The following is a 25606-nucleotide window of genomic DNA, read 5'->3' on the forward strand; positions in this document are numbered from 1 at the left end:
AATAAAAGAATATCTTATTCACTATTAATATACCATATTGTCAATATCTTTCCCTCATTTAGTCAATCGTATCTTTTCGTGGTAGAAATAATTTACGATAACCGGCTTGCCTTTTTCCGAGCGCCCGTAAGGCAAATCATTTATTCTATATGGAAACCCCTGTGCCTTGGCGTATTGGGAAATGTCCTGTTCCAATGCCTGCCAGTAATCAAGCCTCTTTTTGTTGTATATTTCTTCGTATAACGGAAAGAGGTCGGGATGCTTCTCACGGATATACGTCATTATCCCTCCCTTGAACTGCCCGCGCAGATTCAGGTTTTCGAGCCATATCAAATCGGCATATCCTTTCACTTTCTCGATAATCGCCTTCATATCGGTTATTCCGGGGAATATGGGCGATACAAAACACACGGTACGGATGCCCGCCTCATAGACCTGACGCATTGCGTTCAGACGACGTTCTATGCTCACGGCATTGTCCATATCCGTACGAAAACGCTCGTCAAGCGTATTGACCGACCATGACACCGTTACTTTGGGAAAACGCTTCAACAGGTCGAGGTCGCGCAGGACAAGGTCGGACTTAGTGCATATCATAATCTCGGCGTTGCTCCCACGCAGCTCTTCGAGCAGCCTGTGGGTACGGCAAAATTGCTCCTCATACGGGTTGTAACCATCCGTCACGGAACCTATCACAATGCGCTCTCCGTCATATTTGTGCGGATTGGCTATCGGTTTCCAGTTCTTCACGTCCAGAAATGCACCCCACGGTTCTGTATGCCCGGTGAATCGTTTCATAAACGATGCGTAGCAATACTTACAGGCGTGGGGACAGCCCACGTAAGGGTTGACCGAATATCCTCCGACCGGCAGTGAGGATTTGGTCATAACGCTCTGTACGTCTATTTCTTTGATTATTTCGGTATTCATTGTAAGCGTTTTGTAAATTGTTCCGGCAGTTCCTGAATCATCCTTTCTTCGCCCATTATAGGCAGCAAATCCTCTTTCATAAACACGGGGACGCCCTGTGTTTGGGCTTGGTCGGCAATGTGAAGCACCCATTCGGGACGGGAATCCACTTTGCCTTTCCGATGTCCGGTCTCCGTACCTATGACAATCCAGTCGATACCCTCGAAATCTATATCGCCGATTTCATCGAAAATAGGTTCGAAAGTGACATGGTAGTGCTTGGCCTTGATATTTCTTTTCAAATCGTCTAGCCGCTTTTTTTCGGAATTGCGCGTGACGGTCACGCCCATCCATACATTCTCGTCATCTGTAGAGAAACTGATCTTGTCCGGACATTTCGTAAGGAATATATAAGCGTGTTGCGGATTGCTTTTCATTCGTCTGAATATTTCCGCATTCCATTCAGGCTTCCAATCGGAGAAATCGCTCATTCCGGTCATCAGCCATACGTGAGGCTTGGGCGTGTCGATGATACGCAGCTTTCGCACCATATATTCCGGTACGGAGAAGTCGTCCGTAATATGGAAACGGCGGCAGTTGTTACGGGCATAGCAGTAGCTGCACCCGATGGAGCAGCCTACCACTATGTTCATATTCTTTATCAGGGATTTTATACAGATAGTCATCTGCTTAGAGTTCCTTTTTAGAATCATTTCGGAGAGACTTTCCATTTTACCGGTTCTTTCAGTATGATTCCGTCAGTGGCATCCTCCTGTGAGAATGTATTGCTGCAATATTGTATGCAGAGCATGAGGAGCGGAGTCGTTCCGTTGTTACGGACACTTCGTTTTCCTGCAGGAGATACCCTGACAACGCTACCTTCTTCCACTGGGAACACTGTTCCGTCTACTTGAAATTCACCTTTACCGGAGAGGAAAAAATAAAGTTCCTCATGACTCTTGTGACTATGCAGAAATCCGGTTTCTGTACCCGGGGCGAATGACTGGAAAGAAAACTCGCTTCCCGTAGTTCCGAGAGCGGTGCTGCAGAATACTTTTCCGGGAATTTTCACATCCGGGCCAAGCTGAAGTTCGTATTCATTCAGTTCATTCAACTTACCGACACTGATCGCGGCGAAATTCTGTTCTACCGCGATTTTCCTAATCTTTTTCATCTTTCTAATATTTTGAAATGATTGTTTATACAGTTATTTAAGTGTTATGCTTTCTCCGTCTTCCGGTATAATCAGTCGGCTCATATCCGTCCCGTGATGGCGAGCTTCGTTGCGAAGGATGGCACGGGTGGTCTGGCAATGATCGATGGCATCCATGTGTACGGTAATCAGCTTGATGTGTGGGGGGAGTGTGTCAAGCATCGCCATTACTTCCTGTTCATTGGGGATGATACAACCGTCCGTCTTAGAGAATTCGGGGAATACCGCACCGCCACTGTTCACCACAATATAATTAGGACGATACTTTTCCACGGTAGCAAGAGTACATTCTTCCCATTTGCAATCGCCCATGATATAAATAGTCGGAAGCCCTTCGGACATCAGCACATAGCCCGAAACAGGTCCCATCATCTGGCCTATCTGACCGAAACCGTGATGGCCAATAGCACGGTGGATGGTCAGATGACCTAAGGTTATGCTCTCTTCAATCGCTTCTACATTTGAGAAACCATCTTTCAGGATGGCGGCCTTATCTTGTGGCTGGGTGTAGAAAGGAATGTCTTTCGGCAAATGCTGCTTTACACTTGGTTCGTAATGGTCGATGTGGTTGTGGGTGAGCAGTACCATATCAACACCTTCAGTAATGTCGCTAATAGGCATTACGAGATGTACCCTCGGATTCTTATATACACCGAGAGCTGATTGCAGGGTTCCTTTGTCGGCAAATACGGGGTCAATAAGAATGGTATGTCCTGCATAGTTGATTTTCAAGGTGGCACTGCGTACCAACCGAATAATTGCTTTTTCGTTCATGATGTTATGTTTTGTATTATTTTTCGGGTACAAAGTTCGAAAGGATATCCCAATGTCTCTATGCCTTAAAAACAGGAATATATGCCATTTTGATAAAAGAATGATGTATATTTGCAGAAAGCAAAAAACAAGAGTGATGAAAGCTATAATCAATCCCGAAAGACTTGTAAGCGTTCCGTTCAATAAAACGCAATGTGGCGTAGACTTCTACATTAACACAGGCGAAAGCAAGGACATCTGTGGTGTCTTGACCGAGCATAAGGCGTTTAAGACAGATTTTTTCAGCTTCTATTTCTTTCGTCGTGCCAATGGATATTTGTTGCTGAACTTCCGAAAAGTGGAGTTACGGGATGGTATGGTGCTGCTTTTGTCGCCGCACCAGCAACAGGAATGGCACGTGAACGAGGTAGAACTAGATTACACTTTTCTTATTTTCCGCGAAGACTTTATGCGCACGTTCATTGCTGACAAGTTCTTCGTATATCGGCTGTTGTATTATTATCAGACTGATACACCGCCCTACTTGTTTGCCGAGCCGGAGGAGCTGACGGAATATATGCGCCTCTTAAAAAAGATAAAACAAGAACTACAACATCCTGTGGTAGACACTTACAACCTCATTGTGTCAGTGCTTTATTATCTACTGGTAATTATCAACCGGGCATACGCTCAAACTTATCGTCTACCTGTCGAAGTGCCAAAAAACAATTACGCATTCAAATTCAAGGACTTACTCGAAAAACATATCCGAACGACACAGCGCGTTCAAGAATATGCTGATATGCTTCGGGTAAGTCGTATCACCTTGAATAATTCTGTCATGGCGCAATTTGGTGTATCAGCCATTCACTTACTCAAGCAACGTCTTTTGGAAGAGCTGAAAAATGAGCTACTGTTCTCCAATCTGAATGTGAGCCAACTGGCAGACGAGTTCCACTTTTCCGACCCCAGTCACCTCATGCGTTTTTTCAAAAAAGAAACAGGCAAGACTTTTACCCAATATCTAATGAATTACAAAAGAGGAATATATGAATAGAAATTTCATATTTGGCAAATGAATTCCATATTTAAGATATTTATTTTTTTGAATAACTATATTTTTCGTCATAAAGGTTCATTCTGCCAGTCCATAGAAATACCAATCGCTTTGTAATTGACATTCTTTTGAAGAATCTTAAAAAATACAAAAACACCCAATTTTACATTCTTGGGTGTAAAAAAGGGTGTAAATCTCGCAAATGCTTGATTTACACCCTTTATTGCGGAGAGACAGGGATTCGAACCCCGGGAAGTGTTACCTTCAACGGTTTTCAAGACCGCCGCAATCGACCACTCTGCCACCTCTCCAAAACTCCTTTATCAGGAGTGCTTTTCGTCAAAAGCGGTGCAAAGGTACGAAGATATTTCAAATCTGCAAGAGTTTCTCTAAAAAAAATCAGCCATCTATTTCTAAAAGATAGCAATTTATAGGTATTTTATGTTGGACAGCATAAAATCAGAGTATATTTATGCTGATTATATGAAAAATGATTGTAACTTTGTGCGCTCTAAAGAAAAGGATAACTACAACCTCTAATTTTATCATTTATGGAATTAAATAAGATCTTTAAAGACGGTCTTTGGAGCACAGAAATCAACGTAAGAGATTTCGTTAGTCATAACATCACTCCGTACTACGGAGATGCATCTTTCCTCGAAGGACCTACCGAACGCACAAAAGCTGTATGGAACCGCTGCCTCGAAGCACTGGCTGAAGAGAGAGCAAACAACGGTGTCCGCGCACTGGATAATGTTACCGTATCTACCATCACTTCTCATAAAGCCGGATATATCGACAAAGAAAACGAACTGATCGTCGGTCTGCAAACAGACGAACTTCTGAAACGTGCAATCAAACCTTTCGGAGGTATCAACGTGGTGAGCAAAGCCTGCCACGAAAACGGCGTGGAAGTGGACGACCGTGTAAAAGATATATTCACTCACTACCGCAAGACGCACAATGACGGAGTATTTGACGTATATACCGAAGAAATCCGTTCGTTCCGTTCTCTGGGATTCCTCACCGGACTTCCTGACAACTATGCGCGCGGACGTATCATCGGTGACTACCGCCGTATGGCTCTTTACGGTATCGACCGACTGATAGAGGCCAAGAAAGAAGACCTCCGCAACCTGACCGGCCCGATGACCGAATCCCGCATCCGTCTGCGCGAAGAAGTAGCGGAACAGATCAAGGCATTGAAGGATATGAAGGTGCTGGGCGAATACTACGGTCTCGACTTGAGCCGTCCCGCCTATACCGCACAGGAAGCCGTACAATGGGTGTACATGGCTTATCTGGCTGCCGTGAAGGAACAAGACGGAGCAGCCATGTCATTGGGTAATGTTTCTTCTTTCCTCGATATCTACATGGAATATGAATTGAGCAAAGGAACCATCACCGAGTCTTTCGCACAGGAGCTGATCGACCAGTTTGTCATCAAACTGCGTATGGTGCGCCACCTGCGTATGCAATCCTACAACGATATCTTTGCCGGCGACCCGACTTGGGTAACCGAATCTCTGGGAGGCCGTCTCAACGACGGACGTACGAAGGTTACAAAGACTTCTTTCCGTTTCTTGCAGACATTGTACAATCTCGGTCCTTCACCGGAACCGAACCTGACTGTACTGTGGAGCCCGGAACTGCCAGAAGGGTTCAAAGAATTCTGTGCTAAAGTTTCTATCGACACTTCTTCCATCCAGTATGAGAACGACGACCTGATGCGTGAAGTGCGCCAATCGGACGACTACGGAATCGCCTGCTGCGTATCTTACCAGGAAATCGGAAAGCAGATCCAGTTCTTCGGTGCACGCTGCAACCTGGCGAAAGCCCTGCTGCTTGCCATCAACGGCGGACGTTGCGAAAACACCGGTACGGTAATGGTGAAAAACATCCCCGTACTGACAAGTGATGTTCTCAACTTCGAAGAAGTAATGAGCAACTACAAGAAGGTATTGACAGAAATCGCCCGTGTCTACAACGAAGCGATGAACATCATCCATTATATGCATGATAAGTATTACTACGAAAAAGCCCAGATGGCTCTTGTAGATACCAACCCACGCATCAACCTTGCTTACGGTGTAGCCGGACTTTCTATCGCCCTCGATTCACTGTCGGCCATCAAATATGCCAAAGTAACTGCACGCCGCAACGACATCGGTCTGACAGAAGGTTTCGATATTCAAGGCGAATTCCCTTGCTTCGGTAATGACAACGACAAGGTAGACCACCTGGGTGTTGACCTGGTCTATTTCTTCAGCGAAGAATTGAAGAAACTTCCGGTTTACAAGAATGCCCGTCCTACCCTTTCGCTGCTGACCATCACTTCCAACGTGATGTATGGCAAGAAGACAGGTGCTACTCCCGACGGCCGCGCCAAAGGTGTCGCTTTTGCTCCGGGAGCCAACCCTATGCACGGACGTGACAAAAACGGTGCCATCGCCTCTTTGAGTTCCGTAGCGAAATTACGTTACCGCGACTCACAGGACGGTATCAGCAACACCTTCTCTATCGTTCCGAAATCCCTGGGAGCTACTGAAGAAGATCGCGTAGAAAATCTGGTGACAATGATGGATGGTTACTTCACCAAAGGCGCTCACCACTTGAACGTAAATGTGCTGAACCGTGAGATGCTTTACGACGCCATGGAACATCCGGAAAAATATCCGCAACTCACCATCCGTGTTTCCGGTTATGCCGTAAACTTCGTGAAGTTGAGCCGCGAACATCAATTGGAAGTAATCAGCCGTAGCTTCCACGAACGTATGTAATCAGATCTACTCAATATGACGATAAACGTACATTCATACGAAAGTATGGGAACATTCGACGGGCCGGGCTTACGGCTCGTCGTTTTTCTTCAAGGATGCAATTTCCGCTGCCTATATTGCGCCAACCCCGACACAATAGCCGGAAAAGGAGGCACACCTACTCCACCGGAAGAAATCGTCCGCATGGCTATGAGCCAACGTCCTTTTTTCGGGAAACGCGGAGGAGTCACTTTCTCCGGAGGAGAACCTACGTTTCAGGCCAAAGCACTGGTTCCTCTGGTGCGTGAACTGAAAGAAAAGGGAATACATGTATGCATAGACAGCAACGGCGGTATCTGGAACGAAGAAGTAGAAGAACTTTTCAAACTGACGGATCTTGTATTGCTGGATATTAAAGAGTTCAATCCGACACGCCATCAGGCACTGACCGGAAGAAGTAACGAGCAAACCATCCGCACGGCAGCATGGCTGGAAGAAAACGAGAAACCTTTCTGGCTGCGTTATGTATTAGTGCCCGGATACAGCGATTTCGAGGAAGACATCCGCCGTTTAGGAGAGGCTCTGGGAAAATATAAGATGGTGCAACGAGTGGAAATCCTGCCTTATCATACATTAGGCGTACATAAGTATGAAGCGATGGAGCAGGAATACAAGCTGAAAGACGTAAAAGAAAATACCCCCGAACAACTTGAAAAAGCCGCAGAGGTATTTAAAGAATATTTCACTACTGTGGTGGTCAATTAGTTGAAGAAGTTGAGAATTGAGAGTTGAGAATTGAGAATTGAGAGTTAACTATGCAGTATAACAGTGCGCAGCCAACTCTCAACTCTCCATTCTCAACTCTCAAATTCTTCAATCACCTCGAAACAGGGGCATTCTTTGATCCGTTCCCACGGGTCCACGATTCCGTTATAATTCGTATCAGGACTCAGATCCCGGTGTCCCACAACTTTCGCTTCAGGATAACGCTGTAACAACTCTCTCACCAAGCGATGCAAAGCCTCTTTCTGACGCGGGGTGCGTGTATCTGCCGGTTTCCCGTTCGCGTCCAATCCGCCTTCAAAGCACACACCCAAACTGATCGAGTTGTAGCCACGCGCATGAGCACCTACCATATCCTCGTCCCGCATCGGTTCTATCTGCCCCGACTTACGCACGTAATAGTGATACCCCCAGCACGAGAATCCCCTGAAACGGTGAGCCGTATCCACATCCTTCGCCGTAAAATCACGGTCGGCACGGGTGGCGGAACAATGAATGACAATCAGACTAATCTTTCTCATCTTCCTTCGCCCTTTCCGTTGTTTTCACGTTGCACACCTCCTTGTGCGTAGCATTATAACGCACTTCCCTCACTACTCTTTCACGTTTTCCCTTTCCGAAGAAAGGAATGAGGCACATAATCACCTCCAGGATTTTACTTACGATCTCTTTCATATTTTTACCAAATTAATGTTAGTACTATTATTCAGCCGGATCCGGAGCTTCTCCGTTGTTGTCCGATCCGCCATCACCGAACCCACCGTCACCTTTATCACCACTACCTCCGTCACCGTTGCCACTACCTCCGTCACCGTTGCCGCCATCGCTTCCATCGCCCGACTGGGCAGCCGCGCGTGTACGCACTTGCTGATAACTAAGAATCTTCAGCAATTCCGCCAACTGTTTTCCCGGACGGAAAATGATATGCGCTCCCTTGATCATCGAAGTGGCGAACTCCTTAACCGACTCTGCTCCCTCACTGGTCAACCCGATCTGCAAACTGCCCAAATCACCCAGCCGCACAATACGCCCCGCCTTCAACGAACGCTTCGCCTCATAAAGAATACCGGAAATCGAGGCACGCACATCCGTTTCCGTACAGGTGGAACGACTGGTGATCGCCTCACACAACTCTTCAAAATCCAACTCGCCCGCTGATTGCGCTTGGGCATAATACTTAGCCGGTTCATCCTTTTTTGCAGGATTCTTACGCGGCACTACTGAATAAGAAACTGTCATTGCCATACTAAAATAATTTTAAAGTTTTTGTACATTAGAAATGCATTTCCTTCTTGTTAACGACACAAAGATACAGCCTCTTCCACACTCCCTGTTCCCCAACGAAGTTTCTTGATCTCGAATGAAGTTTCTTGATTTCCAATGAATAAAAGTGAGGTTATTCCTTTCTCAAACCGTTTATTTTCAGTAACTTTATAGCATACAACAAGAACAATCAGTTATGAATAACAAAGAAAACCTCTTCATCATCCGCACCTATACGAAAGCAGAGCTGGCACATCTTTACAACCCTACCGTATGCATCAAAGTTGCTTTACAAATTCTCCGGAGATGGATTCTCTTCAACCTCCCTCTCCTACACGAACTGGAAGCGGAGGGTTACCGTGCACGCAACCGCCTGCTCTCTCCCAAACAGGTGGCTACCATCGTGCAATATCTGGGAGAGCCCTGAAAGAACTTTTCACTATTTTCCCGAAAGTTTCGTTACATCTCGCTGCAAAAGAGTTATTTCGCAGCCGACTAAAAAAAGTAAACTAAAGAAATGAATCAATTCAACATTTTTCTTGACTTCTATCGCATCATAGCAGAAATGACCGAAGAAGAAATCGTATCTGCCATCGGTAGTCCAAAGTATCGTAACACAGTAGAAAGCGTACGACGCATCTTCCTGGAGCAGGGAGAGAAAGCTGCAAACGAAGAGAAGAAGAAACTGCCTTCCGTCACATTCTCCGCCAATTATCGGGGTGGCCGTTCCAATGCGACCCTTGTCAAATATCTGGGATATATCGTGATAGATATAGACCATTTGAGTAAAGAAGAGTTAGCGCGTATCCTGCAAACGGTGAGAGCGTGCAGCTACACCCGAATCGCCTTTATCAGCCCCAAAGGTATGGGACTGAAAATCATAGCGCACACACAACGGCCGGACGGGACATTGCCCGACACCATTCAGGAAATAGAAGATTTCCACAATGCAGCCTACAATAAGGTCGCTTCTTTTTACTCCCAACTTTGTCAGACCGAGATTGACACCTCCGGCCAGGATGTGGGGCGTACCTGTCTGTTGTCATACGATCCGGGCATCTATTTCAATCGTGACGCCACTCCCTTCATCGTGGAACAGCCCCCTCTGTTCTATAAAACGCAAAAGAAGAAGAAGAAAACACCCGGAAGGAAAAAGCAGGAAACGGACAACAATCCGGTCAGTGAAGAGACCGCACTCAACTATCATTCCTCACACGCTTCATTAATGGTGACTCTGAACTACTATCACAACAAGTCGGAAAAATACACCGAAGGAAACCGCAACAATTACCTGCATCATCTGGCGTGCAAATACAACCGTCACGGCATTCCCGAACAGGAAGCGGCAGCTTTCATAAAGAGCCTGTTTACCGACCTCCCGGCGGAGGAAACGGATTCGTTGATTGCCAGTGCTTATGCACATACGGAGGAGTTCAACACGAACAAGCTGAACAGTACCCAAAAACGAATGCTGCAAATAGAACAGCATATCAGCGAGTGTTATGAGACGCGCTATAACGAGTTGCTTCACATCATGGAATATCGCCGGAGGGTTTCCGAAACAGAGCAGCCGGATCCTTTCCGCATTCTTGATGACAGGATGGAGAACAGCATCTGGATGGAGATGAATGAGCTGGGCTATGCCTGCAACGTGAAGATGATTCAGAATCTGATTTACTCCGATTTCAGTAGCAGCTACCACCCTATCCGCGAGTATTTTAAGGAACTTCCCGAATGGGACGGGACAGATTATATCCGTATTCTGGCGGACAGTGTCCGTACCAACCACCAGAGTTTCTGGACGGAGTGTCTGGAGCGTTATCTGGTAGGGATGTGTGCTGCCGCCACCCAAGACGATGTCGTCAACCACACCGTGCTTTTACTATGCAGCGAGGTGCAGAATATCGGCAAGACAACCTTTATCAACAACCTGCTTCCGCCCGAACTGCGCACTTATCTTTCTACCGGCCTTATCAATCCGAACAGTAAAGACGATTTGGCCAAAATAGCGCAATCAATGCTTATCAACCTTGACGAATTCGAGGGAATGAGCGGGCGCGATCTGAATACATTCAAGGATTTGGTGACCCGCAAAGTAATCAGTATCCGTCTCCCGTACGCACGCCGTTCGCAGAACTTCCCACACACCGCCTCCTTTGCCGGAACGTGCAACTATCAGGAGATTCTTCACGACACGACAGGCAACCGCCGCTTCCTTTGTTTCCATGCCGATTCCATCGAGTTTATCAAAATCAATTATACTCAACTGTATGCGCAGATAAAGCATTTGCTCAACACTCCGGGTTATCAATATTGGTTCACGCAGGAGGACAACAACCGGATCGAAAAGAATAATGAAGATTTCATTTTCCATTCACCGGAAGAGGAACTGGTACTCACCCATATCCGCAAGCCAGAACGGTTTGAAAAGGTACAGTACCTCACTGTCAGCGAAATTGCCGAACTGATCCGTGAGCGTACCGGTTATCAATATTCCATCGGAGCGAAGATCCAGATTGGCAAAGTAATGGTCAAGCATAATTTTGAGTCCAAAAAGGGAAGAAATGGAAGAAGATATGCCGTATTTGTCATTGCCCCCGAACAGGTAAAATCGAACAGGCTATACGAATAAAAAGAGCAACCCATGATTGGGTACAGTAGCTAATAAAAATGCAGAGTTGTCAAAGATAACTCTGCATTTTTTATCCCTACAAATTCATCGAAAATTCGATTCTACACCCTAAGGCATTCATTATCCGATATAAACTTAACAGGTATCCTATCCAGTGTCTCCAAAAGCATTAGCACATATAATATTTTATCTTGGGTCTTGCATCCAAGCTATTTAAGAACTCTTTAAAATATCCTTTATATACAATTATTTTCCTTTCCATACTGTTAAATATACGAGATGTTGTTCAACTATACAACAAAACTTCCTGTTTTTATCTGTTTTCATTCTATTTACCAAGAAAGTGTGAGAGGTGTGAGAGAGGATTTGTAACATTTGTATTTTTTTAATTGAATATATAGACAATAGAATTAAATAATAGAAAAGTAGAAAGTTGAAAACTCTCTCTCACACCTCTCACACTTTTGTATTCTCTTTCTGAAAAAGACAGCGGGAAATCTGAAAAAGCCCACCGTCTTTTTCAGATTTCCCGCCACGTTTTTCTCAATCCAGCAACCTGGCTTATCCAAGCCAGTCAAACTCCTCTTCCTTACAGCCCTCTATCTCTCCGGCATGTATCTTCTTCGCATAAGATACCAGTGTCTCTACCTTAAGTACCTTGCCAGTTTTCGGGCTAATCACGTCTATCACAGTCGCTAAATAACGGATAGTCTGTTCGCTATTAGCAGTTCCATTGAAAGTCAATCTCTTCTGATCAATAGCCTGCAGAATAATAGCGATGAATCTTTTCGGATCTCCCAGATATTCTATGCTAGCAGGTATCTCCGACTTCGTTTCCCGAATCAGTTGAGCGGATATTCTTTTTTTTGGTCGATCAGACCCATCAATTTTGCACTTTGCGCATCAATCTGTGCGCTTACCTCACTAAGTTCGTTTTTCAACGAACAAAATAACTCATCGTCAAATACGTGTTTCATAAAACAATCACATTAAATTATTAAATAAATAAAAACTATTCCGTGAAGACTTATAATAACTCTCACCCGAAATAGTTACTAATACTTCGAAAACTAAGACTTTATTTTTAACCTAATGTACTCACTTTTAATCAACTTCTTTCGACTTCGCATTCCAAACCAATAAGGCAAACAACACTGAAAGTAGAGCTGAACCAATCCAAAACCAATTGATATAGGTGAAGTCATAAACATCTACTCCATTCTGAACAGTCTTTTGCCCTTCTATCAGTATACCGCTCATCACGTCCTGCAATCCGGCACCGATGTAACTGGCAATGCCGACTACTCCCAATGCAGCACCCGAAGCATTACGGGGAGCAATATCCACTGCCATCAAACCACCCAGAAAACAGATCAAAACTCCGATACCTAAACCGAAAAGTACCATTGCCAACACGTCTATCCAAAAATGTACACCCGGAACCAAGAGAAACAGACAAAGTGCTATTACATTCATCAACCCAAATACTAAAGCTGGAATATTACGACTGCCGGAAAACATTTTATCGGAAATGATACCGGAAAATACCGTGCCAATGATCCCACAGATAGAACTGATTGATATTATAAAACTGGCATCCAACGTAGAATATCCCTTTTGAGCTTCCAGATAGAAAACACCCCAACTATTTACCGCATAGCGGCTAATATACATAAATGCACTGGACAGAGCCAAAATCCAAATTGCAGGATTCTTCAAGACAGCCTTTTGTGCTTTGTTGAAATCTTCCGTTTGTTTACCAGACAAAGAATGGGAATCCACAGATGAAGAATTTTTGTTCAACAAGAATCCCTGACTCTGTGGCGTATCACGCATAAAGACAAGCATCATAAAGAAACCTAATATCCCAATAATGCCAGCTCCAATCATCCCATACCTCCATCCCATCCAACTGACTAACAAGGCTATGGAAATAAAGGTTAATGCTTCACCCAAATTATGACTAGCAGACCAAAAGCCGTAGAAAGTTCCCCGTTCTTTACTACTGTACCACCGAGTGAGCGAAACCACCCCGGATGCAGCTCCCATTGACTGAAACCAACCATTCAATCCCCAAAGTACGACAAAGGCATAAAATGAACTGGTGAAGCCCAAACACAGATTTATCAAAGCGGAACACAATAACCCGGTAGACATAAAACGCCGTACATTGCTACGGTCGGCAAGAAAACCATTCGTCAACTTACCCACTGCATACACAAAAAACAGACAGGAACCGATGATTCCTAATTGCGTTTCGGAAAATACTCCCTCCTCTACAATTGGCTTGCGCACTACATTCATGCTAAGACGACAAACATAGTAAATGCCATATCCGATAGTAGCCGACAAAAATGTAGCCCAACGGATGCGCTTAAAGCGGGAAGAATCTTCTGAATCAGTCTCTCCCCCGGCTAGCGGGGAAGAGATTTTATAAAAATCCAATATTTTAAATGACATAACCGAAGTTTACATATTAATGAAAGGCGTCTATCTTATGCTCATTACGTTTCTTACGGGCTTGCAAATATTCCAGTAAATAAGCGGTACGATCAGTCTGAATAATTGTTGCTCCAAGTTTATCTATCAAATATCCATATCCTTCATCCGGGTTTTCCAATGATTTGTCGTCATCATGTCCGCCTGCCATCGTATCCCAAAGGGTATTATACCAGATTTTACTTTTTCCTTCCAGCTTCGTCCTCACTTGTTTGGGGAGTTGACAAGTATCCGATTCGAACAACAATTCGAAGGCTACCGGATGAAGTTCTTTCATGAAATCATCTATTTGCTGCATAGCTCCCGGTCGATCCAAATGTACGATTGGCATATATATGATCCGGTCTAAATATTTTCCCAAATCCTTTTTCACTTCTGCAACAGGCTTTGACCCCTTCATGATGATCTGTTCAACGGTTCCGGTTTTCTCCAGAATGGGGAAAATCTCATCGAATATCGGATAAGCCTTATCCAAATTTACCATAACGCGCCCTTTGGTCGTCAATAATGCTTCCTCTAATGTAGGCACACGATGTTTGGTTCTCAAAGCAGCGCCATTCTTCAGACGAAGTGTCCGGATAGAATCCAGTGTCCACTCGGCAACCTTACCTTTTCCGGTGGTCGTTCTATCCAAGGTCTTATCATGCATAAGGATCAACTGTCCGTCTTTGGTTTTCTGAACGTCCAGCTCCACGACGTCGGCTCCCAACCGGATAGAACTCTCTATTGCTGCCAGCGAATTTTCTGGTGCAAAGCGCCAATCCGCCCGGTGGGCGACTACGGTTACTTCTTTATTATCAGGATTCGTAATCTTTGCGTAAATTGCCTTCACCGGTTCATCTGCAAACAAGCGGAAAGGAAACAGCAAAATAATTCCTATTATCAGATAGTTTTTCATATTCATTTTTATCATCTATACTTTGGGGGATTATCTATACTTTTTGGATTTTAAATACTTGGCAGCTAATTCGGCATAATCAGTCTGTACGACATTAATACGTTTGTTTATCATGCCTACCAGCCCCGAATAGTTGTCCGACAACATGTTCGTATCATTCGCTCCTACGATATTGGAGAATAAAAGCCAACCTTTGGATTTAATGTCTTCCGTCATCGCTCCCGCAAGAGCATCCGAGGTGGAAAGTTGCATCATCTGCACATTGTCCGTGTAAGATGAAGCAAAATAGGTAATATCATCTGAAGCTTTTGCCATCGGATGCAGTAACAGAGTGCTGTTCGCCGCTTTCAAATCGTATGCATAATTACGGTTGTTTGAAACATAAAGCAGGACTTCGTTTTCCATGTCGAGTTTTTTAAGTAATGCCACCATTGTCGCTACGGCAACGTTTTTGTTGACTATATCCAAGTTAAAATAAACCTTTCCTTTGCCTTTCTTCAATGCGTCCTCTAAAGTGGGGATTCGTTCGTTTGTCAGATTCCCTGCTGCATCTTTAAGATAGAGCTGCTGTAATTGCTGATAAGAGTAATCTCCTACCGCACCGCTTCCGTTAGTGGTTCTGTCGATCGTATTATCGTGCATCAGCACCAATATTCCGTCAGAGGTGGGACGTGCATCAAGTTCGATCATTTCTACTCCTGCATTGATTGCATACTCTATGGAAGTTAATGAATTCTCCGGTATGCCATCAGCTATACCTTTCTGCGTGTTCGCCCGATGGGCACAAAGCCAAACCTTATAGGAACTATCATCAAATAAATTCTTTAAATCGGTCTTCAGATTTCCTGTAATAGGCAATTGTCCGCCCGGTTCGCCGCCCGGATTCTCTCCCGAGCCTCCCAACTGTGCACTGGTGTGGCGGCTGTCTTTCCCTTTCATCGGCCATGCCGAAGCTGCACATCCGGTTATACCTTCATCTTCCAAAGCTACCAGGACACTCTTCGACGGATCTACCGTGTGAGTAACGCCAATATAGATCGTTCCATCCGGTCCGATTGTAGGCGAACTCCAGATTTTTCCGATACCCGCTTCCCAGTTATCTTTTAAAGGAGAATCGCTCTCGCTAATCAGTGCAGCCAAGTCTTTTTTCAAGATTAGCTGTTCTTCCGAGGCTTCGGGTTTAATGATATAATAATTACCGGATTGTGTTCCAAAATGAATATTTCCGGCCTGATCGATTGCCGCACATCCACTGACGTCTTCCGGCACACCGTAATGCCATTGAATAACTCCATTAGGAGATAATGCAACAATTCCTCCCGTGGCTTCGCCCGGAGCACGTTTTACCGTCACAATGATACTTCCATCCAAGCCTATCACAACGCCCCCTTGGTCTAGTGTTCCTACATTTCCTAACGAAGTACGCCATTTCTCAACCCCGTCGCTTCCAATAGCAAACGCACTGCTTCCTATACTCGGGAAGGTGGCAATTCCGTATATAGTGCCGGTTGCGTCCACAGCTACAGAAGCATTCATATTTTCTGAAGGCTTATCATTTCCCGAACTATATATTTGCCATGCCCACATCACATTACCACCTGTATTCAGTGCAGACGCCGACGCGCCGAATAAGCCGTTCTTTCCACCAGCCCAAATTAATGTGTTGTTCGCCAATGCTATTCCGGCAGATACTCCCCCCGACGGGCCTCCGGAATTGTCTGCGTTTGCCACATAACCTACTCTGTAACCGGTATTCTTATCGACAGCAAGCACAGATCCCGTAGAGCCGCCGTTACCCATATAGATATGATTCTCTCCAATCGCACAAGTCAGATAATTAATACGAGGCTTTGAAGCCTGTCCTTTATTCCAAAATCCTTTTTCAGCATCTCCGGCAACGACCCATTTCTTTGTTCCATCGGGATTGATGGCATATACGCGCCCTACTTTGCCACTTGTGTCGCCTGTTCCTACATACACAGTACCGTCCGTATCAATGCTCGGAGTGGTATGCGTATTACCGGACGGAGAATCACCGTCAGCCGATGTCCATAAGTCGAATTCCCACAATTGCTCACCGGTAGTGGCCGAGAATTTCCGCAAATAATGGTCATTGGAAGTCATATATACATTATTATCATCACTGACTGCCGGAGCCGTAGAACGTATTTCGCCCAACACGTGGGCACCTACCCATTTCAGTTTCACATTGCCGACTTCGGGCAGAGGTTCAGCTTCAATCGTCAATAATTTATGAGCCATTGCATAATTTCCTTTACTGTCTTTCACATGTAAAGTCACTGTATATGCTCCATTCGTTTCGTAAGTCACTTTAGGAGCAACTTCTGTTGAAGTCTCTCCATTCCCTAAATCCCATTGGCAGGTATAATTACCTTCTCCGCCTACTGTCTCATTCGTGATACTGACTTCTTCGCCTACATAGTAGGTTGTCTTGTCAAAAGTAAATTTAGCTGTCAGCGCATTTTCCTTCCAATCATCCGAGCATGCTGAAAGTAGCAGCAAGCAGATAAAAAACGTTGTTACTATTTTTATATTCTTCATACTTTGTTCTTTCTAAGATAATTAATAGCCTTCATTTTGAGGGTAATTTTCCTCTCCCGCCAAATCGCGTTCCGACTGGGGAACAGGATAATACATCAGGTAGTTTCTACCGTTCAAGGAAGAAAACAAGTCCAAACGGTTGGTTCGCTTCAAATCATACCATCGTTGACCTTCCGCATACAACTCGCGGTGACGCTCATCAAGTATTTGATTCTGAAACTCTGCATCAGTCATATTTGAAGGCAACAAGACGGTTGCGTAGCGTTTGTTCATAAATTCTTTTAATGTAGCCAACCCATTGACTGCTCCCAATGCTTCCGCTTTAATCAGATACATTTCCGCCACACGGGTAACCACAATCGGGGTTTGTGACGGTTGTTCATTGGTAACAAACTGACCGGTACTTCCATTCGGGAATTTAATAATACGGCTATTATCTGCACCAAATACTGCCTTTGCCCGTATATCCTTTGACTTTACGGCGGTATCATCATAAAGATGGCTGTAACATTCGGTAGAAGGAGAGTAATCCCAAGTCGGATCGATGTCATTGACCGTTTGGTAGAATAACAGCAAACTTGTACTACGCTTGTTGGCTAACGCAAAGACCAGTTCTTTGCTACTGCTATTAGAGACAAACGCCTGGGCATACTCAACTGATGTAGTACTCAATGCGAAATTTGATTTTGTAATCACTTTGTCGGCATAAGCTGCCGCATTTGTATAGTCTTTCAAGGACAAACATACTTTGGCTTGAAGCGCATCACAAGCACTAAGAGACACATAAAAACGATCGGTGAAATCAGACAGTAATCCTTCCGCTTTCGCCAAGTCTTCTTTTATAAAACTCCACACTTCGGTTTCGGGGGAAATGGGAACGACGTCGTAAGTGCGCTTACGCAAGATAGGAACTCCTCCCCAGCGAGTGACCAGATGATAATAAATCAAAGCTCTGAAGTAGTATCCGGTCCCTCCTGTCTGCTTCACAACCTGACTCTCTTTATTAGATGACGCTTCGTATGTTTCGACCAAGAAATTAACTTGCTTCAAGGCTGTGAAACATTTCTGCCACTGGCTCAAAACTTCTTTAGAACTAGGAGCCATCAACATGGGGTCGTTCATGGAAAATCCGGGACCTGCCTTGAAATTCTCACCTTTTACATCACCATCCATATAAAATTTGAATACCAGTTCTTCCATTTCGGCATACACTCCATTCAATAACTTTTCCAAATCGGATTCGCTCAACATATCTTGAGGTATCTGATCTTTAGGCCGCATATCGTCCAGTATACCTGAACAACCCGTCATCCACAAAAGGCAAATGCTACATAGCAAATAGTTGATTATAGTATAGTATCGTTTCATACATCTATATTTTTAAAAGTTTAGATTCAGACCAAAAATAAATGTTCGCAATACAGGTTGCAACCCGAAGTCAACTCCATAATTTGAGTTTCCCGGGCTACCGGAAAATGATGTTTCGGGATCATAACCGGAATACTTGGTGAGAGTGAGTAGATTATCAGCCGAAACGTAGACTCTTAATGAGTTCACGCGGAGTTTCTTAACGACTGATTCCGGCAAAGTGTAACCCAAAGTCACAGTTTTCAGTTTAAAATAGGAAGCATCTTCCAAATAACGTGTTGAGGTTTGCACGTTATAGTCATAATCATACCCGGTATGTACTCCTATTCTTACAGGACGAGGAATCGTGTTGCTTGTGCCCTCTCCACGCCAGTATCCGTTAGCCACTTCTTTGCTTACATTAAAGTATTGCTCGACAGATTCGCCACGGTCATTTACTTTTACATTGGATAGCGCCAATCCTAAATGGTCAGTACCTTCGGAACCGTTCACTCCCCGCCATGCCGACATCACTTTACCACCTACCGAAAATTGTCCGAACAATGACAAATCGAAACCTTTGTAAGAGAAGTTGGAAGTAATACCACCGTAAAAATCAGGAATGGCTTTTCCTACATTCATTCGGTCGGCGTCAGATATATCTCCGTCTTCATTATAATCGAAATATTTCACGTCACCGGCACGGACTCCTTTCGCATACAGTTTCGCAGGCACTTCGTCGTCACGCTGGTAGATACCTTCCATCTTTAACATATAGAATGTACTGATAGGCTGTCCGTTAATCAACGCATGCATCGAACCTCCTAAAAGGTTACTACCGCTGCTGGGAACAATATACATATCATTTCCTTCGATGAGGGAAAGCAATTTGTTCTTTACAAAAGAAATGTTACCACCCAAATCCCATTTAAACTTTCCGGTGAAGATTTTACCATTCAAAGCCAACTCAAGTCCTTTATTCTCTAATGAGCCGATATTGGACTGTAATGTGGTATATCCGGTGGTTGCATTGACTGGTTTCTTAAACAGCAGGTCGGTAGTCTTTTGATAGAACATATCTATGTTTAAAGTCAGGCGAGACTGAAACATTTCTATATCAAATCCGATATTAAACTGGCTGGCTTTCTCCCAAGTCAAAGCACGGGCATCCTGCGAAATCTGGAATCCGGCAGAACCGTTGTAAGAAGCACCACCCGCACTAATCAGTGATAACGGAGCATAATTACTCACTCCTGCCATGCTACCTGTCATACCCCAGCTTAATCTTAACTTTGCATCATTGACGTATTTGTTTTTTGGGAAAAATTCCTCATTGGAGGCACGCCACGCAAAAGAAGCAGAAGGGAAATAACCATATCTCTTGTTCTTCGCAAAGCGGGAAGAACCATCACTACGCAAAGAAGCATTCAGTATGTATTTATTGTCCCAATTCAAAGCGATTCGTCCGAAATAGGATTCTAAGGCATAAGATGTATAACTAATATTTCCGGCGTAAATATTAGGACCTGCATTGATTAAATCAAAGTTGGAGGAAGGAAATGCGCCGTTAGCATAGTTATCACTCTTTGCCCCGAATTGTTCATAAGTGTATTTCTCAAACGAATGTCCCAACATGACGGAGTAGATTAGTTTATTCCATTCATTGTTGTAAGAGAATATATTATCTATCACATAGCGGAAACTCTGGTCTTTTTGTTCGGCTAATGCTCCCCAACCACTACTATTTTTACGGGCATCATGCTTGTCCGACAATTTTTTAGATGTGTTGTCCAAAATACCATATACGCTTACTGTTGGTGTGTACTTAAATCCTTTGAAAGGAGTTACGTCTATACTGAACACACCAGACAGTTGATATTTCTTAGCTACCCAGTCTTCTTCATTAATCAGCATCACCGGATTGTGGCGCAAAATATCTGTCCCGTTCACTTTATAAGATGTTCCGTCTTCTTTATAAGGTGAATACCAGGGCTGCTCCTCACGAGCTGTACGAAGTACTTTCAAGCTGGTACTCGTTTCTTCCAATAAGTCTGAACGGCTGGCCGAACCTGCCATATTCATATTCAGCTTGAACAGGTTGTTTATTTTATGTGTGAATTTGGCACGCATATTATACTGGTCATAGCTGCTCTTATTCAAATATCCTTCTTGAGTATTAGCGCCTAAAGAAGCAAAGAAGGTGGTCTTTTCATTTCCACCGGAAATGCTGATAGAGCCGGTACCTGTTTTCGAGTTTTTTCTTGATATTTCTTTCACCCAATTGGTTTCCTGAATTTGAGAAGGAACATACAATTGAAGGTTAGCTCCCATTTGCACATTGTAATTATCAATAGCGGCTTGCATCGTATTCATATATTCCATCGAATTGGCCATTTCAATGTCGCTAGCCAGATAAGCGAATCCGTAACGACCGGACACCTCTATCTTCGTCTTACCTTGCTGACCTGATTTGGTTGTTATCAATACAACTCCGGCATTGGCACGCGAACCATAGATAGCGGCCGCAGACGCATCTTTCAAAACTTCCATGCTCTCAATGTCATTCGGATTCAAGTTGGGATATTTTTCGCTGGGGATACCATCGACCACATAAAGCGGCGAGCTTCCCCCACTAACGGAACCGATACCACGAACGGTGACATTCGGCGCTTCTCCCGGAGTTCCTGATGCAGAGGAGATGTTCACACCCGCCACACGGCCTTGCAGCATTTTAATCGGATTATAGTCATTACCCTGATCTATATTTTCCATCTTTACTTTACTGATAGAAGTAGTGACTAGCTTTTGTGACTGGACTCCGTAGCCGACAACAACGACCTCGTCTATCATTTTACTGTCTTCCTGCAGTACAACTTTTACGAATGTCTGCCCTGCGGCAGAAAGGTCAACTGTTTTATAACCGATATAAGAGACGGTCAATATTCCCTTTTCCGGTACGTCTGCTAATGTAAACTTTCCATCAAAATCTGTAATCGTTCCGTGCGACTCACCTTTTATCACAATACTGGCACCAATGACTGGTTCGCCTTTTTCATCGACAACAGTACCTGTTATTTTTTTAGTTATCGATTTGTCCTGGGCTTTGCGAATCAATACAATCACATTGTCTTGTTCTTTCTTATACGCTAAGTCCATTCCTCCTAAAAGTTGTTGCATGGTTTGTTCAATCGTTGCGTTCTTCACATTCAACGATACTTTTCGGTTTAACTCCGGTAAACTCTCATTGTAGAAGAATTTGTAATTGCTTACTTGCTCGATTTTCTTTAAAGAGGCTCTCAAAGAGATGTCTTTCACATTCACTGTTATTTGGGAATAAGCGGTGAAAGAGACGCTTAAAAACAATAGCAGACAGATAGTCCGCAGTGTTTTCCAGTTCTTACTTCTCCCTGTATTTGCTTGAGGGAGCTTTTCAAAGGTTGTTTTGTGCTTCATATATCAAAACTTTTAAGTTGTTTGATAGGTATACAGACTACTATACTCGCTCGTCCAATCGCCTATCAGACTTTAACTCTCGTTAACTTATTCAATTCAGAGAACAAAAAAACCATTCCTAAGTAGTGGGCTTCGGAATGGCTCTATTCTATATTTTACTCAATAAACGATTATATTACTTTGTATTCACCAATATTACGTTCTTCAGCATTAAAGGAAACTCCCACTTTTACTAGCTCACGCCCGTCTGTCCGGTAAGGTAACAAATATCCTTTTTCATCTATTTGTTTCAGAGCTTCGTCTACTGTTCCTTCCAATTTAAACTCAAAAACATAAATACGGTCTTTCGTTTTCACCACGGCATCGGCACGACCTTTTGCGCTACGGACTTCTGCATCCACATATTGTCCCATCAACTTAAAGACGAGATAAAAGATAACCTGATAATGACGTTCGGTCTTTGTGTTCAATTCGTAGGGAATGTCGGCAAAGAATGATTTCATACGTTCCATAAAGGAATGAACGTCGCCCGACTGAAGTTCACGGACAAACTTAACTGCATTAAAATCCGTTTCATCAGAAGAGATGGGTGTATAATAAGGGATCAGGAATTTAAGAAAGCCATATTTTACCTCATCATTCGGAAAACCTAGCGTATATAGGTTCAATGATTTATCAAAGTTTTTAATTGTCAGATAACCACTTTGGTAGATCATCGGAAGGGGATTCTTTGTCTCTGCACGGTATTCGGCAAATCCGGAACTTCCTACTTCCAAGCCATCTATCAGCAAACGTAAATCATAATCACTTTGTTTCAGCAGGTCTACAAGATAGGTAGGAGTACCGGTCTGGAACCAGTAATTATCAAACATTAATCCATCAAAGACATTGAGGACACTGAAGGGGTTAAACAATCCATCTTCGCTATATGTAAAGTGATAGCCATCGTACATCGCCGTCATTTTATCGACAGTATCTTCAAAAGACATCTCCTGCACTTCTGCCAACCGCTCCAACTCGGGAGTAAATGTGGATACTAACTCCTTTTTAGTAATACCACAAATATTGGCGTATGGAATTTTCATACTTATATCATTCAACTGATTCAAATCACTGAACACACTTACTTGGGCAAATTTTGTGACTCCTGTCAAGAATATAAACCGAAGATAGCGGTCGGAACTTTTCAGTACACCATAAAAGGCTTTCAGAATACGACGGTATTCATCCAACAGGTTCTCATCTAAAAGGGCTTGCAGCAAAGGTTTATCATACTCATCAACCAATACCACAACTCCTTTTCCTGTTTTCAGGTAGGCTTGCTCAATGATATAACTAAAACGTTCTTCAGGACTACGGTCTTTCTTCTCATCACCATATACGGCTTCCCATTTCTCCAAATACTGGTTTAGCATGGCGACCAAATCTGCCGCCGTCTCATATTTCTTCGCATTCAAATCAAGATGCAGAACCGGATATTGCTCCCACTTCGTCTCTAACTTTTCAATTGCCAAGCCTTCAAAAAGGTCTTTACGACCCTGAAAGTAGGCTTCCAAAGTGGAAATTAGCAGACTTTTGCCAAAACGACGGGGACGACTAAGAAAATAAGGCACTTTAGTAGCTGCTATCTGATATATAATGGCTGTTTTATCCACATACAAACACCCCTCTGCACGCATCTTTTCAAATGTCTGTATCCCTATCGGCAATTTACGTTCCAATGTATTCATTGCATCTTCAAATTAGTGTACCACAAATATAGACGTTATTCAATGAATAAACAAAGATACTCTATGAAAGTTCCACTTATTTCTCTTTCAAAACAATCACCGAACCGTCCATTTCATAATAGAAAGGTGAAGTAAGCATCAGGATATTCAATGCATTCTGTATGCCACCTCCCGGAATGGTTCCGGTGAAATATTCATTAGGTAGTTTATTGGAGTCGAAACGAATCTCTACGTCATAGATGCGTGAAAGGGTTTTCATTATATTCTCCAAAGATTCTTTCTCGAAATAAATATTTCCTTTCGTCCATTCAATGTAGTCACTCGGGTGTACTTGAGTAGCTGTTATCTTATGAGTGGCTTTATTATATTCTATTTTGTCGCCGGGCTTCATGATATGCGATGTTTTCTGCGCATAGACTCCTACTTTTCCTTCCAAAAGAACGACTGTCACGTCTTTGGCATCTTCATAGGCAGATACATTAAAAGAAGTACCGAGTACTTTCACTTCCAAATCACCTACCTGTACAATAAAGGCGCGCTTTTCATCATGAGCTACTTTAAAATAGGCTTCACCATTCAGTTGCACACGACGCACATTTTCTCCGAAGTTATTCAGATAGCTTAATTGCGAAGCAGAATTGAGAACGACATTCGTTCCGTCCGGCAATTCGATGGTTGCTTTATCTCCTTTATCAGCTTTTACTATAAAGGGTGCTCCCACTGTTTGGGAAGAATCTACAAGATAGTAGGTGAAGAAGGCAATACAAATGGGTAAAACGATGGCGGCAGCCCATTTCCAAGGATTCATGCGAATAGTTCTTGGTTTCTCTTTTCCCTGTGTCTCTTCTTTTCCCTGCGTCTGTTCTTTGATTCGGGCAAATAGTTTGTCGCGCAATACCGGATTAATGTCGGCATCCGATTTGGAAAATTCTTCTTCCCACCAGTTCTGTAAATGGCGGTCGTTCTTTATCCAATCGGAGAGCTCTTTTATTTCAGCATCCGTTATATTTCCATCGAAATACTTTTCAATCAGTTCTTTATAATATATCTTATCCATCTTCTTTCCTGCTTATTTACAAGTATACATTTTCATACTATCTACTATCCAAAAACATGTATTACAATTACATTTCATTAACAAAAAAGGCGATCAGAAGCGCAATTACCTTATCGTAATGCTTCATCAACTGCTCACGCATAAATTTCACCGCCAAAGATAATTGTGTGGCGACTGTACTTTCAGAAATACCCATCATTTCAGCAATTTCCTTATTCGTATAGTTCTGACGCTTACTTAAGATAAAGATTTTCTTTCGCTGTGCCGGCAATTCTTCTGCTAATGAGTCGATATAGTCGTTCAAGAAATGAAGATCAATATTCTCTTCTGTTTGCGAATCACGATCCACACTGCTTTTCAGCAGATATTCATTGTAAACATATTCAACGGTCTGACGCTGGTACATGTTCATCAGTAAATTTTTGGCTATCGTACAAAGAAAAGAAATAAATGAAGCGTTCGTATCGACTTTCTCACGTACTTCCCATATACGGATAAAAGTGGATTGCACTACTTCTTCAGCCATATATTGATTGCCGGAAGAAAGCCGCATAATGAAATTGTACAGTTTACCGCTGTACATATTATACAATCTTTCAAATGCTTGAAAAGAACCGTTTTTTAAATCGATTAATAAATGTTTTTCATCTGTAAAATTCACCATAGCTTAGAATTTTGCAACAAAGGTATG

22 protein-coding genes and 1 tRNA gene are annotated in these 25606 nt (G+C 43.4%); 5 read left to right on the forward strand and 18 right to left on the reverse strand.

The window, feature by feature from the left end; all coding sequences use genetic code 11:
* Window positions 1-54 precede the first annotated feature (54 nt).
* Genes H8S63_RS06605 through H8S63_RS06620 form a run of 4 tightly spaced genes read right to left on the reverse strand, consistent with a single transcriptional unit; the run spans window position 55 to window position 2896 of the window.
* The gene (locus H8S63_RS06605) at window positions 55-930 is read right to left on the reverse strand and encodes a radical SAM mobile pair protein B (protein WP_005924033.1); all 876 of its coding nucleotides are present in this window, start codon (window positions 928-930) and stop codon (window positions 55-57) included.
* Window positions 927-1595, reverse strand: a complete 669-nt coding sequence (locus H8S63_RS06610; protein WP_005924036.1) for a radical SAM mobile pair protein A — start codon at window positions 1593-1595, stop codon at window positions 927-929. The genes H8S63_RS06605 and H8S63_RS06610 overlap by 4 nt, the downstream gene beginning before the upstream one ends.
* 23 nt (window positions 1596-1618) lie before the next feature.
* Entirely contained in the window at window positions 1619-2083 is a 465-nt protein-coding gene (locus tag H8S63_RS06615; RefSeq protein WP_005924039.1) for a cupin domain-containing protein, read from the reverse strand.
* Between the two features lie 33 nt (window positions 2084-2116).
* A complete protein-coding gene (locus H8S63_RS06620) occupies window positions 2117-2896 on the reverse strand; it encodes an MBL fold metallo-hydrolase (RefSeq protein WP_005924041.1) in 780 nt (259 codons plus the stop codon).
* A gap of 136 nt (window positions 2897-3032) precedes the next feature.
* On the opposite strand from H8S63_RS06620, the gene H8S63_RS06625 reads away from it, so the two are divergent.
* A complete protein-coding gene (locus H8S63_RS06625; protein ID WP_025819263.1) occupies window positions 3033-3932 on the forward strand; it encodes an AraC family transcriptional regulator in 900 nt (299 codons plus the stop codon).
* A 226-nt stretch (window positions 3933-4158) separates the two neighbouring features.
* Here H8S63_RS06625 and H8S63_RS06630 read toward each other — a convergent pair.
* Window positions 4159-4243 (reverse strand) — tRNA-Ser (locus H8S63_RS06630).
* Between the two features lie 240 nt (window positions 4244-4483).
* On the opposite strand from H8S63_RS06630, the gene pflB reads away from it, so the two are divergent.
* Window positions 4484-6712, forward strand: coding sequence for a formate C-acetyltransferase (gene pflB, locus H8S63_RS06635; RefSeq protein ID WP_186926219.1), 2229 nt, complete (start codon window positions 4484-4486; stop codon window positions 6710-6712).
* 15 nt (window positions 6713-6727) lie between these two features.
* Window positions 6728-7456, forward strand: coding sequence for a pyruvate formate-lyase-activating protein (pflA, locus tag H8S63_RS06640; protein ID WP_186926221.1), 729 nt, complete (start codon window positions 6728-6730; stop codon window positions 7454-7456).
* A 92-nt stretch (window positions 7457-7548) separates the two neighbouring features.
* Here the strand turns inward: pflA and H8S63_RS06645 are convergent, their stop codons facing one another.
* The 3 genes from H8S63_RS06645 to H8S63_RS06655 are packed head-to-tail and all read right to left on the reverse strand — an operon-like array spanning window position 7549 to window position 8719.
* On the reverse strand, window positions 7549-7995 hold the full coding sequence (locus tag H8S63_RS06645) for an N-acetylmuramoyl-L-alanine amidase (RefSeq protein WP_007754101.1): 447 nt from the start codon (window positions 7993-7995) through the stop codon (window positions 7549-7551).
* Window positions 7982-8149 (reverse strand): hypothetical protein, encoded by a 168-nt coding sequence (locus H8S63_RS06650; protein ID WP_007754099.1) that lies wholly within the window; start codon window positions 8147-8149, stop codon window positions 7982-7984. Before H8S63_RS06650 ends, H8S63_RS06645 begins: the two co-directional genes overlap by 14 nt.
* Window positions 8150-8176: 27 nt before the next feature.
* Complete coding sequence (locus tag H8S63_RS06655; protein ID WP_186926223.1) at window positions 8177-8719, reverse strand: HU family DNA-binding protein; 543 nt, start codon at window positions 8717-8719, stop codon at window positions 8177-8179.
* A 214-nt stretch (window positions 8720-8933) separates the two neighbouring features.
* Between H8S63_RS06655 and H8S63_RS06660 the strand changes: the two genes are divergently transcribed.
* Entirely contained in the window at window positions 8934-9164 is a 231-nt protein-coding gene (locus H8S63_RS06660; RefSeq protein WP_007754094.1) for a DUF4248 domain-containing protein, read from the forward strand.
* 90 nt (window positions 9165-9254) lie between these two features.
* Window positions 9255-11369, forward strand: a complete 2115-nt coding sequence (locus H8S63_RS06665; RefSeq protein ID WP_186926225.1) for a BT4734/BF3469 family protein — start codon at window positions 9255-9257, stop codon at window positions 11367-11369.
* Between the two features lie 561 nt (window positions 11370-11930).
* Here the strand turns inward: H8S63_RS06665 and H8S63_RS06670 are convergent.
* From H8S63_RS06670 to H8S63_RS06710, 10 genes are all read right to left on the reverse strand, one after another.
* Window positions 11931-12113, reverse strand: a complete 183-nt coding sequence (locus H8S63_RS06670; protein ID WP_017142324.1) for a hypothetical protein — start codon at window positions 12111-12113, stop codon at window positions 11931-11933.
* 98 nt (window positions 12114-12211) lie between these two features.
* Window positions 12212-12346: a hypothetical protein gene (locus H8S63_RS19990; protein WP_007754083.1), complete on the reverse strand. Its 135-nt coding sequence runs from the start codon at window positions 12344-12346 to the stop codon at window positions 12212-12214.
* 127 nt (window positions 12347-12473) lie between these two features.
* The gene (locus H8S63_RS06675; protein ID WP_186926227.1) at window positions 12474-13829 is read right to left on the reverse strand and encodes an MFS transporter; all 1356 of its coding nucleotides are present in this window, start codon (window positions 13827-13829) and stop codon (window positions 12474-12476) included.
* 16 nt (window positions 13830-13845) lie between these two features.
* Entirely contained in the window at window positions 13846-14766 is a 921-nt protein-coding gene (locus H8S63_RS06680; RefSeq protein WP_186926229.1) for a glycerophosphodiester phosphodiesterase family protein, read from the reverse strand.
* Between the two features lie 30 nt (window positions 14767-14796).
* Window positions 14797-17328 carry a glycerophosphodiester phosphodiesterase family protein gene (locus tag H8S63_RS06685; RefSeq protein WP_186926231.1) on the reverse strand — a complete coding sequence of 844 codons (2532 nt, stop codon included), beginning with the start codon at window positions 17326-17328 and terminating at the stop codon, window positions 14797-14799.
* A 21-nt stretch (window positions 17329-17349) separates the two neighbouring features.
* Entirely contained in the window at window positions 17350-18696 is a 1347-nt protein-coding gene (locus H8S63_RS06690; protein WP_128859278.1) for a RagB/SusD family nutrient uptake outer membrane protein, read from the reverse strand.
* A gap of 12 nt (window positions 18697-18708) precedes the next feature.
* Window positions 18709-22128, reverse strand: coding sequence for a SusC/RagA family TonB-linked outer membrane protein (locus H8S63_RS06695; protein ID WP_186926234.1), 3420 nt, complete (start codon window positions 22126-22128; stop codon window positions 18709-18711).
* Between the two features lie 170 nt (window positions 22129-22298).
* Window positions 22299-23858, reverse strand: a complete 1560-nt coding sequence (locus H8S63_RS06700) for an ATP-binding protein (RefSeq protein ID WP_186926236.1) — start codon at window positions 23856-23858, stop codon at window positions 22299-22301.
* Between the two features lie 76 nt (window positions 23859-23934).
* Window positions 23935-24915 (reverse strand): FecR family protein, encoded by a 981-nt coding sequence (locus tag H8S63_RS06705; RefSeq protein ID WP_186926238.1) that lies wholly within the window; start codon window positions 24913-24915, stop codon window positions 23935-23937.
* 67 nt (window positions 24916-24982) lie between these two features.
* Entirely contained in the window at window positions 24983-25579 is a 597-nt protein-coding gene (locus tag H8S63_RS06710) for an RNA polymerase sigma-70 factor (RefSeq protein ID WP_186926240.1), read from the reverse strand.
* Between the last annotated feature and the right edge of the window lie 27 nt (window positions 25580-25606).

The organism is Bacteroides sp. NSJ-39, from assembly GCF_014287315.1.
GTDB classification, from domain to species: Bacteria; Bacteroidota; Bacteroidia; order Bacteroidales; family Bacteroidaceae; genus Bacteroides; species Bacteroides finegoldii.